Annotated in this window: 15 protein-coding genes and 1 pseudogene; 13 read left to right on the top strand and 3 right to left on the bottom strand. The window is 38.5% G+C overall.

All coding sequences use genetic code 11. The features are described from left to right. Positions 1-100 precede the first annotated feature (100 nt). From BMX11_RS20655 to BMX11_RS20670, 4 genes are all read left to right on the top strand, one after another. A complete protein-coding gene (locus BMX11_RS20655; RefSeq protein ID WP_090888270.1) occupies positions 101-3,319 on the top strand; it encodes a UvrD-helicase domain-containing protein in 3,219 nt (1,072 codons plus the stop codon). Between the two features lie 20 nt (positions 3,320-3,339). Next, on the top strand, positions 3,340-6,195 hold the full coding sequence (locus BMX11_RS20660; protein ID WP_090888274.1) for a PD-(D/E)XK nuclease family protein: 2,856 nt from the start codon (positions 3,340-3,342) through the stop codon (positions 6,193-6,195). 441 nt (positions 6,196-6,636) lie between these two features. Continuing rightward, entirely contained in the window at positions 6,637-7,197 is a 561-nt protein-coding gene (locus tag BMX11_RS20665) for a GNAT family N-acetyltransferase (protein WP_245738729.1), read from the top strand. Positions 7,198-7,221: 24 nt separating this feature from the next. After that, the gene (locus BMX11_RS20670; protein WP_090888280.1) at positions 7,222-7,581 is read left to right on the top strand and encodes a bleomycin resistance protein; all 360 of its coding nucleotides are present in this window, start codon (positions 7,222-7,224) and stop codon (positions 7,579-7,581) included. Between the two features lie 2 nt (positions 7,582-7,583). Here the strand turns inward: BMX11_RS20670 and BMX11_RS24565 are convergent, their stop codons facing one another. Continuing rightward, positions 7,584-7,829, bottom strand: a complete 246-nt coding sequence (locus tag BMX11_RS24565; RefSeq protein ID WP_090888283.1) for a hypothetical protein — start codon at positions 7,827-7,829, stop codon at positions 7,584-7,586. A gap of 66 nt (positions 7,830-7,895) precedes the next feature. Between BMX11_RS24565 and BMX11_RS20680 the strand changes: the two genes are divergently transcribed. The 4 genes from BMX11_RS20680 (at position 7,896) to BMX11_RS20695 (ending at position 12,494) form a co-directional block, all read left to right on the top strand. Continuing rightward, a complete protein-coding gene (locus tag BMX11_RS20680) occupies positions 7,896-8,882 on the top strand; it encodes a pyruvate dehydrogenase complex E1 component subunit beta (RefSeq protein WP_090888286.1) in 987 nt (328 codons plus the stop codon). Between the two features lie 198 nt (positions 8,883-9,080). Further along, entirely contained in the window at positions 9,081-9,656 is a 576-nt protein-coding gene (locus tag BMX11_RS20685; protein WP_090888289.1) for a pentapeptide repeat-containing protein, read from the top strand. Positions 9,657-9,707: 51 nt separating this feature from the next. Further along, positions 9,708-10,079, top strand: a complete 372-nt coding sequence (locus BMX11_RS20690; RefSeq protein WP_090888292.1) for an iron chaperone — start codon at positions 9,708-9,710, stop codon at positions 10,077-10,079. A 123-nt stretch (positions 10,080-10,202) separates the two neighbouring features. Then, positions 10,203-12,494 (top strand): Tex family protein, encoded by a 2,292-nt coding sequence (locus tag BMX11_RS20695; RefSeq protein WP_090888295.1) that lies wholly within the window; start codon positions 10,203-10,205, stop codon positions 12,492-12,494. Between the two features lie 45 nt (positions 12,495-12,539). On the opposite strand, the gene BMX11_RS20700 is transcribed toward BMX11_RS20695, so the two are convergent. After that, a complete protein-coding gene (locus BMX11_RS20700) occupies positions 12,540-13,619 on the bottom strand; it encodes a mechanosensitive ion channel family protein (protein WP_090888298.1) in 1,080 nt (359 codons plus the stop codon). A 424-nt stretch (positions 13,620-14,043) separates the two neighbouring features. After that, positions 14,044-14,883, bottom strand: coding sequence for a hypothetical protein (locus BMX11_RS20705; RefSeq protein ID WP_090888301.1), 840 nt, complete (start codon positions 14,881-14,883; stop codon positions 14,044-14,046). Between the two features lie 397 nt (positions 14,884-15,280). Between BMX11_RS20705 and rplM the strand changes: the two genes are divergently transcribed. The 5 genes and pseudogenes from rplM to BMX11_RS20730 all read left to right on the top strand — a co-directional run. Next, a complete protein-coding gene (gene rplM, locus BMX11_RS20710; RefSeq protein ID WP_090888304.1) occupies positions 15,281-15,724 on the top strand; it encodes a 50S ribosomal protein L13 in 444 nt (147 codons plus the stop codon). A 3-nt stretch (positions 15,725-15,727) separates the two neighbouring features. Next, on the top strand, positions 15,728-16,114 hold the full coding sequence (gene rpsI / locus BMX11_RS20715) for a 30S ribosomal protein S9 (protein WP_090888307.1): 387 nt from the start codon (positions 15,728-15,730) through the stop codon (positions 16,112-16,114). 18 nt (positions 16,115-16,132) lie between these two features. Then, positions 16,133-16,972 carry a 30S ribosomal protein S2 gene (gene rpsB, locus BMX11_RS20720; protein ID WP_090888310.1) on the top strand — a complete coding sequence of 280 codons (840 nt, stop codon included), beginning with the start codon at positions 16,133-16,135 and terminating at the stop codon, positions 16,970-16,972. Positions 16,973-17,100: 128 nt separating this feature from the next. After that, positions 17,101-17,946, top strand: coding sequence for a translation elongation factor Ts (tsf, locus tag BMX11_RS20725; protein WP_090888313.1), 846 nt, complete (start codon positions 17,101-17,103; stop codon positions 17,944-17,946). 148 nt (positions 17,947-18,094) lie between these two features. Continuing rightward, a pseudogene (locus tag BMX11_RS20730) lies at positions 18,095-18,322 on the top strand (IS5/IS1182 family transposase); the annotation flags it as partial.

The raw sequence follows: 18,322 nt of genomic DNA on the forward strand, positions 1-18,322 counted from the left end.
TGCAATTTGTAATGATTGCTTTAGAAACTTTCATTATTTCTGATTGCAGATCAAAACAAAATTAAATATTAGCGCATCTACCCTGTAGATTAATAACGATATGCCCAAACCCCTCAAAATCCTTCAAGCTTCAGCTGGTTCTGGTAAAACCTTTAGCCTCACTGCCCATTATTTAACTTTACTGTTCAGCAGTGAAAACAAATATCGGGAGATATTGGCCGTAACCTTTACCAATAAGGCTACAGAGGAAATGAAAACCCGGATTTTGGAGGTTTTATTGGGGCTCGCTCAAGGTAACCCTTCCAAAAAGATTGACGATTACCGCCAATTAATTATTAAAGCCTATCCAAATTTTAGCGCTGCGGATCTACAGTTTAAGGCAGATAAAATTTACCGGAAAATCCTGCATGATTACAGCCGCTTCTCCGTTAGCACCATTGACGGATTTGTGCAGAAAGTAATCCGCGGTTTCGCTTTTGAACTGGGGCTTAATGCCGATTATAATTTAGAAATGAATTATGATAAGGTTAAAGATGATTTAGTAGCCAAACTGGATGCCAATTTAGACCACAACAAACAGCTTTTGCAATGGATTATTGATCTCGCCATTGAGCGGATCAGCGATAACAAAAGCTGGAACTATAAATTAGAACTTTATAACCTAATCGGTGAGATTTTCTCTGAACGCTTCCAGATTTTTGAAACAGCAGTGGAAGAGCTGGGCGTAGAAAATATAGACGAGCTGTTCAAAAAATATATTCAGGTAACCAAGGAAGAGATTAAAAACTTTGAACAGGAAATTATTGCGCTGGCTACCAAGGCTCACGAAAGCCTTCAAAATGCTGGCGTAGATGATGACCAACTGAAGGGAAAATCCAGAAATGGTTTAAAGAAATTAATTTTAGTTGCCCGTGGCGATTTTTCAAAGATAGAAAGCTTATTTAGCTACATTGATGAACCCGACGAATGGTTTCAAAAGAATGTGAGCCTTCCTGAATTGTACGCAGAAATCAACCCGATTCTTCAGGATATTAAAAAACACTATATAGCTCATTTACCCAATTATGGCTTAGCTATTGCATTTAACAAAAACTTATATTACCTCCGCCTAATGCAGGAAATTGCTGTTCTGCTAAAAGAATATCGCGCAGAAAACGACAACTTACTCATTAGTGATGCACAAAAACTCATCTCTGGAATAACAGAAGATGCAGGCGATAATCCATCTTTTATCTGGGAAAAGGTGGGTAACCGCTATCGGAATTTTCTTTTCGACGAATTTCAGGATACTTCTACCAGTCAATGGGGTAGTTTTAAATCGCTGTTAACCAACGCCATGGCCACACCTAGCGATGATTTAATCGATCACCTTATTGTTGGCGACACTAAGCAGTCTATATACCGATGGCGAAATGGCGATTGGAATATCTTACATAAGCATGCTAAAAGGGATGTGGGTATAGATAATGTAATAGAAGAAAGTCTCGAAGAAAACTACCGCAGTGCAGAAAATATTATCTCTTTCAATAACTTCTTATACCGCTCCATCCCCATTGCCTTACAGCGAGAACTCAATCAAAATATTGAGGAGAAATCGGCCGATTTAAATGCCTGGTGGGGCAACAAAAACTACGACAGGATCATTACCGATATTTATAGTCAATCTACCCAGAACTTTGCCAGCAGTACCTTAAAGGGTGGAACGATCAAAATCAGGAAATTCAGCAAAGAAGACGCACCAGGCGAAGCCCGTTTTACCGAAACAACTTTTAGAGATTTGGCCCTGGAAGATGTGGTAAGTGAAATTCAGCTGCTCATTACCGAAAAGAAATATGCCCTAAAAGATATCGCCATATTAGTACGCTCTAATAGCGAGGCCCTGCTAACCGTTAAAAAGTTAATGGAGCAAAATCTTCCTGTTATATCAGGAGATGCCTTGTTAATTGCCAATAATGCGGCAGTAAAACTAATCATCAATACCTTAAAAACACTTGTTGGCTTAGATAGTCAGAATGCGCTTTACAAAGCCAATTGTATTGCCCTTTATCAATCACTTCGGGGAATAAGTGCTCATGCCGATCATTATTTAAATCTGAATAACAATTCAATCAGCAATCTATCGGCAGTTTTGCCCAAAACACTATGCGATAACTGGCAAAGCTGGCTTCAGCTTCCTCTAACAGAACTGGTAGAAATACTGATTGAGTGTTACAACCTAAAACAGCTAACAGCTCACTTACCTTACCTGCTGGCCTTTAGAGATTTAGCAGCCAACGCCAATAAGTTAGGCGAAAAAGGGATTATAGCATTTCTCACCTGGTGGGATGAAGATGGGGTCAAAAAATCCCTGCCTTCGCCAGATGGTGTAGATGCCATCCAGATCATTACCATACACAAATCTAAAGGATTAGCTTTCAGAGCCGTTTTTGTCCCTTTCTGCAACTGGGAGATCAAAGGCAAGCCAAACTCCACTTTCTGGGTTTCATCAGAAGAAACGGTTTATAAAGAATTGAGAGGCATCCCCTTAAAATACAGTGGCGATTTGGCAAACTCATCCATCGCAAAGGCCTATTATGAAGAGCTCCTGTTTAACAATATGGATGCCCTAAATATGCTCTATGTGGCTACTACACGTGCTAAAGATTACCTGTACTTATCTACAATGGCCAAAAAGGATGCTACATTATCCAACATTGGAGATGTACTTAACCTCACCTTTGAGGAGCATTTGAATGAAAACAGCACCTACGAAATTGTGGAGTATGTGATGATCAACAGCAAAACCGATGAAATTAACCACATCAATCTTGATCATTACCCAACCACTGGCAGGCTTTCCGAGTTGTATGTTCCCTCAGAAGACAAACACCTCAAACATTTGGTTAACATCCAGCAATCGGGCAGAAAAGGTTCATTATTGCATGATATTTTGGCCAGTGCCAGTACCGACAAAGAGATAGATGCCTATTTAGATGACCTGGTAATGCAGGGTATTATCCAAATAAGCGAAAGAGATGCTTTACATCAATCGGTTAATGAAGTGCTCCAACATCCCGATTTAAAAGCAATTTTAAACAGTGCCCAGGAAAGTATTACCGAAAAAAGCATCATCGACGAAAATGGTAAACTTCATCGCCCCGATAGGATTTTAATCGGCCAGGATGAAGTAATTGTGCTGGATTATAAATTTACCCTGGAAGAAAGCAACAAACATATAGAACAGGTTCAGCTTTACAAGGATTTATTATTGGCAATGGGTTTTGAAAATGTTAAAACTTATTTGTTTTATGCTGTTACAGGCAAATTGAAGGCCGTATAATCATCAAATCTAAATTCCATATGAAACCATTTTTACAAGAAGTTGCCGAAGATTTGACAGAGCGTTTTGGTACAAACCTTCAGCATTGCGCCATTATTTTCAATAATAAGCGCCCTGCTGCTTACTTACAAAAACACTTCGCAAATATTATTCAGAAGCCTTTTTTCAGTCCTTCTTTTTTTACCATACAAGAGTTTTTCGCCGCAGCATCACAATTTAAAATCGCAGATTTCTATCTTCAGTTTTTTACCCTACATCGCATTTATAATCAGCTTCTTGCTGAAGAAAAGTTAGAACCGATATCAAGTCATAAATTTTTTCCACTGGCTAAAATTATCCTAAGCGATTTTAGTCAGATAGATGCCGACCTCGTTGATGCCGAAAAACTGTATCGCGACTTGGAAGATATATCCATCATCAATAAAGATTTTGATTACCTCAGTCCCGAACAATATCAGTTTCTTGCCCAATTCTGGACTTCCTACTCAGAAGGAAAACATAAAAAACAGCAGGAACTCTTTATTAAAATGTGGCGCAGAATGCCCAAACTTTACCATAAGTTTCACGCCAGTTTGAAAAATGGTGGCTTTTTAACCAATGGTTCTGTTTATCGCCATTTGGCTGAAGGATCTGTTAAAGACTTAGCTTACCTGTCAGATTTCGACAAGGGAAAAATTATTTTTGTAGGCTTTAATGCCCTAAGTTCGGCAGAGGCGAAACTCTTTACGCAATTGCAAGAGGCAGATAAAGCCCTTTTCTACTTCGATACCGACGATTATTACCTAAAAGATAATTTGCAGGAAGCAGGATTGTTTTTAAGAAAAAACATCGATCGCCTGGGCTTAAAAAATGTTTTTGACGAGCGTCCAAGCTTAATGTCTACAGCAGATCATTTGGTAAATGTTTACAAAGTTCAGGGACAATCCGTTCAGGCTAAGATCTTAAATGAAGTTTTAGCTGACGATTACTCGGCAGAAAATGAAGTCGGCAATACAGTAGTGGTATTAGCCGATGAAAGCCTGTTAATCCCTGCACTCCAAACCATCCCAACGGATGTAGATGGCAAAAAGATCGACCTAAACGTGACCATGGGTTTCGCACTGTCTTCCTCAAGTATTTTCGGATTGGCAGATTTGTGGTTAAATGCCCAGTTAGAAATCATCAATACTGGAAAGCTTACCTACAAAAGCTTAGAAGCCTTTTTAACTCATCCACTTACCGGTTTAAGTCAGCGAATGAGGGACAAAATCCAAACCGCTTTGCTTAAGGAAAATGTGGTGGAGATTGAACATCTGCGCTTGGTAAGGCAAGGTGGACTTTTAGAGGTTTTCTACCAACAGATAGAAGAACCTAAAAACGTTGTTTCAAACTTACTACAGGTACTTAATTTTGTATTGAACAGGCTTTCCAATAATAAAGCACTAAAAAAGATTGATGCCGAATTGTTTGTTAAAACTATTCAGGAGCTGAACAGGCTTCACGATACTTTTGGTCATCATATCGGCCAGGAAGACATTTCTTTTGTCATTTACCTGGTTCAAAAATCCCTTCAAGCCATTGCTGTTCCATTAAGTGGCGATCCGTTAAATGGTATTCAGTTAATGGGTTTACTCGAAACGCGGAATCTGAATTTTGACAAGGTGGTTTTCCTGGGTTTTAATGAAGGAATTATTCCTAAATCATCCATTGGCAATAGCTTTATTCCAGATAGTATTCGCAGGGTTTATGGCTTGCCGGTACTGGAAAATCTGGATGCAATTTCATCCTACATGGTGTACAGGCTTTTGCAACGTGCCCGCAACATCAACTTTGTTTATAACAGCCTAACGGATGAATCAACCTCCGGTGAACCCAGCAGAATATTAAAGCAACTGGAATATGAGAGCAAATTTACTTTCCAGTACCATGAGCTAGCCCTTGAAGTGAAAACAGAGGTTGCCAAAGAAGTGGTGATTAAAAAGGAAGATCATCCATTTATCCAGGCTACCCTTCAGAAATACCTCAACAAGGAAAAGATTTTATCTCCATCTGCCCTTACGCAGTACATATCTAATCCGATTGACTTCTTCTTTAACTATATCGCAGGCATAAAAGAACCCAAAGAGGTAAGTGCAGTTGTTGAGGCGAATGAAATTGGTTCCATCCTCCACAAAGTGATGGAATATTTTTATGAAGATTTGGTAGGGACGGAAATTACCAAAACAGCAATTGAAGAGCGAAGAAAAGGTGTACCGAAGTTGATTCAAAAAGCCTTTTCATCGGTTATGTTTAACAATCCCGATAAGGTAATGGAATACAGGGGCATGCAAAAAGTGATTCTCGCCATTGTAGATGCCTATGTAAATGTTATTCTCAATCAGGATATTTCACAAACACCATTTACCATTATCAGCCTCGAGCAAAAGGTAGAAGCCCTCGTTCACTTTCCGCTAAATGGGAAAGATGCCAGCATTAAAATGTTTGGCTACATTGATCGTGTTGACGTTAAAAATGGAATTACCCGAATTGTAGACTATAAAACTGGCAGTGACAAACTCACATTTAAAGACATCCCCGAATTATTTAATTCGGATGGAAAACACATCAATAAAGCCCTGGTGCAAACCCTGCTCTATACTTACGCCTATGAACAATATGCCGGAAAAACGAATGTTGAACCCAATTTATATGTGGTAAAAAGCATGAGCCAGGATGGGGTTTGGTTTAAAACGGGCAGACAAAGTTTATCTGGCCAATTTTTAGAAGATATCAAACCTGAGTTTTTAGCCGCACTAAGAAACAAACTGACAGAGCTTTTTGAAGCACCCTATTTTAAAGCCAGCGCAATAGAAGACAATTACAAATTCTCTATCTATAAAACTTTGTTTGGAAAATAAATTAAAACCTTCATCTATGATGGAATGACTATCGACAAACGATCAGGAATCATGCTTACTACCTTGAAGAGCATCACTATCCTTTCCCAAGTACGCTTCCGGCCTAGCAGCATTTCGCCGGATAGGACAGTCGAATGCTTGCCGTATTAAACGGGTACCTACTGCCCAAGCGAATAAGCAGCGAGGCATAGCCTAGAGTGACAGAGCCCAAGCCTCTTATTACCGCAAATAGCATTCGGATGCTCCTAGACAAGAAAGGATGCAAGCCTTGGGTTTTGGGTACCTTTTTGCCAAGAAAAAGGTACGAGCCCTTCCGGCGGTGAGGAAAAGAGTGGAATTATTCCGATCGGCGGGGAACACTAACCTGTAGATTAAAAAAATCTTCATGGATTAAATAAAAAAATACGTCGATAAACATAAATTTGAATCATCAAAAATCAAATGATGCTTAGCTTAAATTTCAGTCAATTCCCTATACTCGAAACAGAAAGATTAACCCTTCGAGAGCACATTGTGGCCGATGCGCAAGCCATATTCGATATGCGTACCAATGAAGAAGTGATGCGTTATATTGATCGCAACAGGCCAAAAGAACTTCTGGAAGTAAAAACCTTTATTACTGCACTACATGATGGGTACCTGGAAGGTCAAAATCTAACCTGGGTGATGGCATTGAAAGAAAAGCCAGATCAAATGATTGGGGCCATAGGCTATTGGCGAACCAATCTGGCCAATCATAGGGCAGAAATAGGCTATATGCTCAATCCGCAGTATTGGAGAAAGGGATATGTATCCGAAGCATTAAAAACAACCATACAATTCGGGTTCAATGAAATGAATTTACACACCATTCAGGCTAATATCAATCCTGGCAATGATGCATCCCGAAAAATCCTTATTCAACATGGATTTGTTAAAGAAGCCTATTTTAAAGAAGATTACTATTTCAATGGCAAATTTTTAGACAGTGAAATTTACGGTTTGTTAAATCCAAATCACTAAATTACCTCAGTAAACTACATTAATATGCTTAAAACAGCCACTCCCATTCTAGCTTCGCTCAATGCCGATGAAACCATTAAGTTTTATACTGAAAAACTAGGCTTCACGTTCCACAACAACTGGGATGGATATATAATCTTCAGTAAAGATGACATCGGACTTCATTTGTGGCCAACTGATGATGAAAGTATTCCTAAAAATACGGGTTGTTATATTTATGTAACCGATGTAGATCAACTTTATACCGAGTATACTGCGCAGGGGGTAGTGCATCCCAATGGTAAGCTAAAAAATATGCCCTGGGGCATGAGACAGTTCTCTATTTTAGATAATAGTGGAAACATTATTCATTTTGGTGAAGATATAAGAGAAAAAGAAATGTAGCATTAAAATGGAAGATGTATCCATGCAAAACGGGAAGGTAAACCAAACACTTGCCATTCATTCCATCTTCCATCCTTCCCTCTTACATAAAACGGAAGATGTTTCGGAAAAATCACTCCCTTTAATACAATTACCTCTTCCAAAACACAATTGCCCAATATTATTTCCTCCTTTAGCCAATAAACAAAAAACAACATGTCAAAATTGGCCTGAAAACTTTCTAAATACCTTAAATTATTACAAAACATACGTGTTTTAGCCTTTGGTTTCAAAGCGATTAATAATTATATTTGCCACCGTTATTAAAAATTACGATGAGAGAAATCCAATTTAGAGAAGCACTACGCGAAGCCATGAGCGAAGAAATGCGTAAAGATGACCGCGTTTTTTTATTAGGTGAAGAAGTAGCAGAATATAATGGAGCATACAAAGTAAGTCAAGGTATGCTTGAGGAATTTGGTGCTAAAAGAATTATCGATACCCCTATTGCCGAATTAGGTTTTGCAGGTATTGCTACTGGTGCAGCTACAGCCGGACTTATTCCAATTGTAGAATTCATGACCTTTAACTTTTCGTTGGTTGCTATCGACCAGATTATCAACGGAGCTGCAAAGATCTTATCTATGAGTGGTGGTCAGTTCTCTTGTCCAATGGTATTCCGCGGACCAACTGGTAACGCTGGTCAATTGGGTGCTCAACACTCTCAAAACTTTGAAAACTGGTATGCAAACACACCAGGATTAAAAGTGGTAGTTCCGGCTACACCTTACGATGCTAAAGGTTTAATGAAACAAGCTATCATTGATCCAGATCCGGTAATTTTCATGGAATCTGAAGTAATGTATGGCGATAAAGGCGATGTTCCTGCTGAAGAATATTATTTAGAAATTGGTAAAGCAAACGTGGTAAAACAAGGTACTGATGTTACTATCGTAACTTTTGGTAAAATGTTAACCCGCGTAGTAAACCCCGCAGTAGAAGAATTAACTAAAGAAGGCATCAGTGTGGAAGTAATCGATTTACGTACTGTTCGTCCTATCGATTATGCAACCATCATCGAATCTGTTAAGAAAACTAACCGCTTGGTAGTAGTAGAAGAAGCTTGGCCATTGGCATCTATCTCTAGTGAGATTGCTTTCAATGTACAGAAAAATGCATTCGACTATTTAGATTCACCAGTTTTACGTATTACTTGTGCAGACGTTCCACTTCCTTACTCTCCTACTTTAATAGCAGCTAGCTTACCTAATGCAGAAAAAGTAGTTAAAGCTGTTAAAGAAGCCATGTATGTAAACAAATAGTCGTTCTAAAACAACTATAAAATATTGGAATCCCTTAAGCTTAGCTTAGGGGATTTTTTTGTTACCATGACCCATGGTCTGTGTCATACAGACCATTCTTATCACCCTATTTGATTTCACACAAACCATCCCATAATGTAACGCCCCCACAAACCCGCTCACAATTTTATTATCTTCGCTCTACAAAAAACACCTCCCATGTCCTCAAATTACATAGCCGAACAAATTTTTGAAAAGGCAGATTATACCTTAAGACCACTTCCAAAAGGAGAATATGAAAACTGTAAATTCATCAACTGCGATTTTTCCGGTTCCGATTTGAGCGGTGTAAAATTTCTGGATTGCCAATTCATTTCCTGCAATTTGAGCCTTACTCATATCACTAAAACGTCATTCAATGGAATCCAATTTAACGATTGTAAAATGTTGGGATTGAGATTTGAAAACTGCGACAATTTTGGACTCTCCTTCGGTTTTGAGCAATGTAAATTAGACCATTCTTCTTTCTATAAATTAAAACTGAAGAAAACCATATTCAAAAATTGCCAAATGCGCGAAGTCGATTTCTCAGAAAGTGACCTGGGCAATGCTGTTTTTGATAATTGTGATTTACTGACGGCAACTTTTGATAGAACCATCCTTGAAAAAGCAGATTTCAGAACGGCTTATAACTATACCTTTGATCCTGAAAAAAATAGAATAAAGAAAGCCAGATTCTCTATTTCCGGGCTACCGGGATTACTAAATAAGTATGATATCATTGTGACGGGTTAAATAAACTTTGTAAAAATCTGTAAATTCACAAACGCATCAGTTAAAGAAGATATGGAACAGCCCAAGCCAACAACCATAGAGGAATACATTGCTCATTTCCCTCTAGAAACTCAAAAACTTTTAAAGCAAATTAGGCAAGCCATACAAAAAGCAGCACCTAATGCCAAAGAGGCAATAAGTTATAGTATGCCTGCCTTTAAACAAAACAAAGTACTGGTTTATTTTGCCGCATACAACAAACACATTGGTTTTTATCCGACTGACTCGGGCATTAAAACTTTTGAAACCGAGCTAGGAGATTACAAATGGAGTAAAGGTGCCATTCAATTCCCCTTAGATCAGCCGCTCCCGCTGGATTTGATTACCCGTATCACCCAATTTAGGGCTGAAGAAGACTTACTAAAAGTAAAGCAAAAGAAGTGAGCAATGTTCGTTTATTATCTCCTTTCTGAAAAATTTACTCACAAAATTCCGTGGAAAACTTCGTGTTAAAAATCCTGAAAACCAACAAATCCTGATTAGCTTTGCCCTCATTAATTTTTGAATATGTTAACCCATCATAAAATAATTGCAGCTGAATTAAAAGTTGCAGAGAAACAAGTAACCGCTACAGTAACCCTTCTAGATGAGGGAGCAACTGTACCCTTTATTTCCCGTTATCGTAAAGAATTAACTGGAAGTTTGGATGAAGTTGAAGTAGCCGCAATTCGCGATAGAGTTTTGCAACTAAGAGAATTAGACAAGCGTAGAGAAGCGATTTTAAAATCGATGACGGAGCTTGGCAAACTAACTCCCGAACTGGAGAAACAGCTTAATGAAGCAGAGACCATCTCTCTTTTAGAAGACATTTATCTTCCTTACAAGCCGAAACGTAAAACCCGTGCTTCGGTAGCAAAAGAAAAAGGCTTAGAGCCTTTAGCCTTACAAATCTTCGATCAAAGCAGTTTTGACCTGGAAGCAGAGGCTGATAAATTTATTGATACCGAAAAAGGAGTAAGTAATCTTGATGAAGCTTTAGCTGGTGCAAGAGATATTATTGCTGAAATGATCTCTGAAAACGCCGAAGCGAGAACCAAAATGCGTACTTATTTCCAGGAGAAAGCAGTATTTAAAGCAGAAGTAATAAAGGGCAAAGAGGAAGAAGGAATCAAATATAAAGATTACTTCGAATGGACTGAGCCTGTAAAAACTGCTGCATCGCACCGTGTTTTAGCCATGCGCCGTGGCGAAAAGGAACTGATTTTAAGATTGGATGCCCTTCCACCTGCTGAGGATGCAATCGCCATTTTAGAAAATCAGTTTGTAACAGGCCATAATGCTGCTGCAAAACAAGTTCAGCAAGCTTTAGAAGATGGCTACAAACGTTTACTAGAACCCGCAATGGAAACTGAACTTCGCGTGTTAACGAAACAGAAAGCAGATGAAGAAGCGATCAGGGTTTTTGCAGAAAACGCCCGTCAATTATTATTGGCAGCACCAATGGGTCAAAAAAATGTACTGGCTATCGACCCTGGTTTCCGTACAGGTTGTAAGGTGGTTTGTTTAGACAAGCAAGGTCAATTATTAGAAAATACAGCTGTTTACCCTCACACCGGACAAGGAAATGAGAAAAACGCAGAATTTGTAATTCAACAACTTTGTGAAAAGTATGATGTGGAAGCGATTGCTATTGGTAATGGTACTGCAGGAAGGGAAACAGAAGCTTTTGTTAGAAAATTAAATTTACCACACATCACTATAGTAATGGTGAATGAAAGTGGTGCGTCCATATATTCTGCATCGGAAGTAGCGAGAGAAGAATTTCCAACGCAGGATATTACCGTGCGTGGTGCGGTTTCTATTGGTCGCCGTTTGATGGACCCATTAGCGGAATTGGTAAAAATCGACCCTAAATCAATAGGGGTTGGTCAATATCAGCATGATGTAGATCAAAATAAACTACAGGCCAGCTTAGATGATACCGTAATCAGCTGTGTAAATGCCGTGGGTGTTGAGTTAAATACTGCATCTAAGCAAATTTTAGCCTATGTATCTGGTTTAGGACCAAGTTTGGCACAAAACATTGTAGATTATCGCAATACACATGGAGCCTTCAAAAACCGCGAAAGTTTGAAAAAAGTACCCCGCTTAGGCGATAAAGCATACGAGCAGGCTGCAGGTTTCTTGCGAATCCGCAATGCGGAGAATGTTTTAGATACAAGTGGTGTCCACCCGGAGCGTTACGCCGTAGTAGATAAAATGGCTAAAGACCTGGGTACAACGGTTGCTGCCTTAATGAAGGATACCCAGCTTCAGAAACAGATTAAACCGCAACAATATGTTACCGATGAGATCGGTTTGCCTACGCTTAATGATATTTTAAAAGAACTGGCCAAGCCAGGTCGAGATCCTCGTGAGCAGTTTGAGGCTTTCAGTTTCACTGATGGCGTAAATGCTATCGCAGATCTTCGGGTAGGCATGAAATTACCAGGCATCGTAACCAACATTACCAATTTTGGCGCTTTCGTAGATATTGGCGTGCACCAGGATGGTCTTGTTCATACCAGCCAGTTAGCCAATCGTTTTGTGGCTAATCCAAACGATGTAGTTAAAGTTCACCAAAAGGTAGAAGTTACTGTTGTAGAAGTTGATGAGGCCCGCAAAAGGATTTCACTTTCAATGAAAACAGAAGCTAGCCCAAAAGCTGCGGTTCAGAACCGCGAATCTAAGGGTCAGAAGCCGAAGGGAGATTTCAAATCTACCAATCCAAAACCAAACTTCAAGCCTCGCAATGAGCCTAAAGATGCTGATGGCGATTTACAGGAGAAATTAGCCAAACTTAAAGGTTTATTTAAATAAGGATTTATGGTCTGGAGCACTAAAAATGGTTGCTTCAGACCATAATTACAGGCCATCAAATTTATCCTTAAACTCCAATCTCCTTTTAGGTAAACTTTCCGGATAATGTGTCTGGATAAATGCAATCATGGCCTCCCTAACATTGCAGCGAAGATCAAAAGCGCGGGAAGAGTTTGTAGCACTCATTAAAAAGCGAACTTCAATCGCCCCATCTTTCGTACTATCCGTAACCTGTACTACGTTTACCCTTTTATCCCACAGCGGATTAGCATTTAAAAGCCTGCTCAGTTCTTGTCGTAAAGGCTCAATAGGGATAGTATAATCCAGATACAAGAAAACCGTTCCCAACAATTCTGCTGAAACCCTCGTCCAGTTTTGGAAAGGCTTTTCAATAAAATAGGTAATGGGCAGGATCAACCGCCTTTGATCCCAGATACTCACTACTACATAAGTTAGCGTAATCTCTTCTACCCTTCCCCATTCTCCTTCCACAATCAACACATCATCTATGCGGATTGGCTGAGTAAAAGCAATCTGAAACCCCGCCAACAGATTCCCTAACGATTTTTGTGCGGCGAAGCCGATGATGATGCCCCCAATTCCTACACCGGTAAGCAAACCTGCGCCTATTTTTCGCATGCTTTCAAAGCTTAATAAAATGATAGCGGCAGTTATAATGATGATGAGTGAAACAATAAATTTACGCACAAATTGCAACTGTGTCCTGATTTTGCGCTCCTTAAGATTATTTTCCTTGTTCAAATCATACTTAAAATAGAAGTAATCTTCTAAAACATTAATAATCCTCACCAATATCAATGCAAAAACTGCTGTAAGTGCAATTTCTAATGCTTTATCCAACGGATGACGATAAGCCACAGGCATTTGCATAATATCCAAAGAAAAATTCACAAAAAGCAAAGGGATAAACACCGCTACAGGCCTACGTAGATGCTTAATGGTCGACTTGATAAGAATAAAATCCCACCACCGGGATAATAGAATAAATATTTTATGAATAATAAATTTAAGCAGAAGTCCGGCCAATATAGCTACAACTGCTATGATGAGGTTTTTAACAAGTAATGGAATCGGATAGCCTAGAAAATGATCAAGATACTGCATGAATAATTACCAATTGTGGACTTTAGGTTAACAACCGCTTTTTGGTATTTGTTTTTTCCTACTGGTTGGTGTCACCACCAACCTGGAAAGCTATTCTCTCTATAATCTAATTTCGGTCGGTGACGACACCAACCTATAGATTATAAGTACCCGAAGAATACGAAGAGATTCCCCAAAGATTTTATGTTCCAGTTATTTGATATGGAATGGAACCTTTGAGGTCGCAATTTGCGACCTCAAAGGTTTTTTCTACCGGTTTGTGTCCCCACCAATGCTGTTAACTTAAGGAGAAAACTAAAATGGATTATCAATCCTGAGCCTGTCGAAGGGTAATCCATTTTCCTACTGGTTGGTGTCTCCACCAACCAGGAAAGCTATTCTCTCTATAATCTGATTTCGGTCGTTGACGACACCAACCGATAGATTAATCACACTGGTATCCAAATGTATAATTTTGTTTACTCCTACTATTGATGTACTCTGCTACTCCAGCTGAGAATCCACTACGTATAGTATTGATATTGACATCGGTAATATTACCATCGGCATTGGAGGCATATTCATAAGTTTTCAATTCACGATCTCCAAATTTATACGTCATATTGGTACTTAATTTGTTAACTTCCATTAAACGATTTTCACTTGTCTTTCCAAAAAAGCCTGGCAATACCTGATGCAATCCGATTTCAAATAATGGGTCTAGATGGCTATTTAATTCTGTAGCTTTTTTAGTTAAATCATATTTATAAGAAATACTAATTTCAGTATTGTAATAAGAATTAACCCCGGTAACATTAGATAAATTCCCATCCAAATAATTGAATGTATATGCAATTGGTCCTGAATAGCTATCATTAACCACTGCTCTACTTAAAGAACCTGAGCTATTATATGTAAACTCAAAATTCTGCGTCCCACTAGGAACTAGCCTGGTGTAAAGACTTGCTTTTACCACACGCTTCTTATCGTCGAGAACATAGGTCCAATCACCTTGATACTTGGTCTTCAAAACAATCTTATCACTGGCATAAACAACGGAGAAAGACATAAAGGAAGTGTCTTGATTACTCTCCACCTTCGCGATATTGTTATTCTGATCATAAAAAACTTTTGCCGACCCAAGGATGTACCCGTTGTTAAAGTTTGACTCTGCGGTTGTTACTTTACAGGTCTTCTGTTTGTTCTCTGGGTCTATAGGGGCTTCTTCTTTATTACAAGCCAAAAAAAGTATAGATAAAAGGAAAAATATTGATGTTCGTTGCATGAGATTATTAATTTATTCCGCAAAATACAAATCAGATTCTTGTAATCAAAATAGTGTCTACCAAACACATCTGTTTTAGATTAGCTACCGCATAGCATCCTCAAAGCCTCTCGTTAATAAACGGGATTGGAGCGATATCCTTCTTCCGTTACTGGTTGGTGTCCTCACCAACCAGATATGCTATTCCTTTCTTCAATCTCTGGCAGCACCAACCTATAAGCTACTTTAAACGTTATTTCAGTTGGAACTACAACAACTGATAGATAATGTTTTCACAAAAGACATTATGCTTACATTTTTTTCAATCAACTATTTGATAATAAAACAATTTCATCTATCTTTGCAGTCCCAAATTTATTGGGAATAAATAATTGTTTAATAAATTAAATACAAGCAAGTGAATACGTTAAGTTACAAAACTGTCTCGGCCAATGCTAAAACTGTAAACAAACAGTGGATTGTTGTTGATGCGGAAGGCGAGATTTTGGGGCGCTTGTCATCGAAGATCGCAATGATCATCCGTGGTAAAAACAAGCCTGAGTACACCCCACACGTAGACTGCGGTGATAACGTTATCGTTATTAATGCAGACAAGGTTAAATTGACAGGAAACAAATTCAGTGAAAAAGAATATGTTTCTTATACTGGCTATCCAGGTGGTCAACGTTTTATCTCTCCAAAAGAGTTAATGGCGAAACACCCTCAGCGTGTAATAGAGAAAGCGGTACGTGGTATGTTACCGAAAACTAAATTGGGCAAAAAATTATACACTAATCTTTTTGTGTATGCAGGTGACAAACACCCACATGCAGCTCAATCTCCTAAAACCATTAAACTTTAAGAAATGTCAGTTACTAACACTTCAGGAAGAAGAAAAACAGCTGTTGCTCGCATCTACTTAAAAGATGGAAACGGCACTATTACCGTTAACGGTAAAGACCACAAAGTATATTTCCCAACTTTACCATTGCAATATATCGTAAACCAAAGTTTAGAAGTTTCTGAGCTTGTTGGTCGTTATGATATCAATGTAAATGTACAAGGTGGTGGTATCAAAGGACAAGCGGAAGCTGTTCGTTTAGCTATTGCTAAAGCGATTGTTGAACTTGATGCGGAGAAAAAACCTGCTTTACGTGCTAAAGGCCTAATGACGCGTGATATGCGTATGGTTGAGCGTAAGAAACCAGGACGTGCTAAAGCCCGTAAGAAATTCCAATTCAGTAAACGTTAATCACAGGAGGCAAAGACAATGGCAAGAACAACTTATCAAGACTTATTGGATGCAGGTGTACACTTTGGTCACCTTACCCGTAAATGGAATCCAAAAATGGCTCCTTACATTTTCATGGAGCGTAACGGAATTCACATTATAGATTTAAATAAAACCTTAACTAAAACTGAAGAAGCTGCGGCTGCGATTAAACAAATCGTAAAATCAGGACGTAAAGTTTTATTCGTATCTACTAAAAAACAAGCTAAAGGAATCGTAGCTGAACAAGCTAAAAAAGTAAATATGCCTTTCGTAACTGAACGTTGGTTAGGTGGTATGTTAACTAACTTTGCTACTGTTCGTAAGTCAATCAAAAAGATGTCTAACATCGATAAAATGACTAAAGACGGTACTTATGCTATCTTATCTAAAAAAGAGCGTTTAATGATTCAACGTGAGCGTATTAAATTAGAGAACCTTTTAGGTGGTATCGCTGATTTAAACCGTTTACCTGCAGCTTTATTTTTAATTGATGTTAAGAAAGAGCACATCGCGGTAACTGAAGCGTTAAAATTAAACATCCCTACTTTTGCGATGGTTGATACTAACTCTGATCCTTCTAACATCGATTTCCCTATCCCGGCGAATGATGATGCTACAAAATCGATCTCTTTAATTACTGATGTAATTATCAAAGCGATTGAAGAAGGTTTAGACGAACGTAAACGTGAGAAAGACGAAGAAGCTGAAAAAGAAGCAGTAGCAGTTAAAGCTGCAGCTGATGCACCAGAGGTTAAAGAACCAAAACGTGCTAAAAAAGCAACTGCTGAAGCTGAAGTAGAAGGATCTTCAACAGAAGAAACTAAAACAGAAGAATAGTAATATTTTTTAATTGCAGGTTACTGGTTTCAGGTTTTAAGTTAGCTTAACAAGAGTTTAACTTGCTGCTTGTAACTTGTAACCTGTAATTGTTATAACAAGATTTTAAACTTTAAAAAGGAAATAAAATGTCTACAGTACAAATTTCTGCAGCAGATGTAAACAAATTGCGTCAACAAACTGGCGCTGGTATGATGGATTGCAAAAAAGCTTTAGTTGAAGCTAATGGTGATTTCGAAGCAGCTGTTGATTTATTGCGCAAAAAAGGTCAAAAAGTATCTGCAGCCCGTTCTGGTAATGCTACTTCTGAAGGTCTGGTATCAATCGCTCTTTCAGCGGATGGCACAAATGGTAAATTAGTTGCTTTAGCATGTGAAACTGAACCAGTTTCTAAAGTTGAAGATTTCCGTAACCTTGCTCAAGCTGTTTTAGCTGCTGCGGTTGCCAACAATCCTGCTACTGCAGAAGAATTATCAGCTATTGCTTTGGAAGATGGACGTACAGTTGCTGAAACCATTACTGAATTAACTGGTAAAATCGGAGAGAAAATCGTTATTCAAGAGTATGTAAATATCTCTGGCGAAAAAATCGTTTCTTACATCCACTCTAATGGTAAAATGGGCGTTTTAGTAGTATTTGAAGGTGCTAATGGCGCAGATATTACTGAAGCTGGTAAAGATGTTGCAATGCAAATTGCTGCAATGAACCCAGTTGCTGTTGATAAAGACGGTGTTGATCCTGCTACTATTGAGCGTGAAATCGAGATTGCTAAAGACGTTATCCGTCAAGAAGGCAAACCAGAAGAAATGGTTGAAAAAATCGCTGCTGGTAAATTGAACAAATTCTACAAAGACAGTACTTTATTAAACCAGGAGTTTGTTAAAGACAGTTCTGTAGATGTTCGTAAATTTTTAGATAACACTTCTAAAGGTTTAACTGTAACTGCTTTCAAACGCGTACAATTAGGTGCATAAGCATTTATAAAATCATAATAAAAAGCCGGTTAACTTTTAAAGGAGGGCACTGAAAAAGTCCCCTAATAGAAAAGGGCAAAAGGAGTAGAAAACTAGTTTTTCTACTTCTTTTTTTGTATTTTAAAGGTGTATTATTACTGCTTTTAAGATGCTTCTTCAACAACAAAAAATCCAGTTTAGCGAGTTTTCCAGGCTTTATGACCTGATTGTTCCCAAAGAGAACCTACTTCGCAAGATTAACGAGCTTATAGATTTTGGTTTTATATATGATGAGCTTCTGGATAAATACTGCCCGGACAACGGGCGTAATGCTGAGAGTCCGGTACGCATGTTTAAATACTTATTGCTGAAAACGATTTATACGGTTTCAGATGTT

The organism is Pedobacter rhizosphaerae (assembly GCF_900111155.1).
Lineage (GTDB): Bacteria > Bacteroidota > Bacteroidia > Sphingobacteriales > Sphingobacteriaceae > Pedobacter > Pedobacter rhizosphaerae.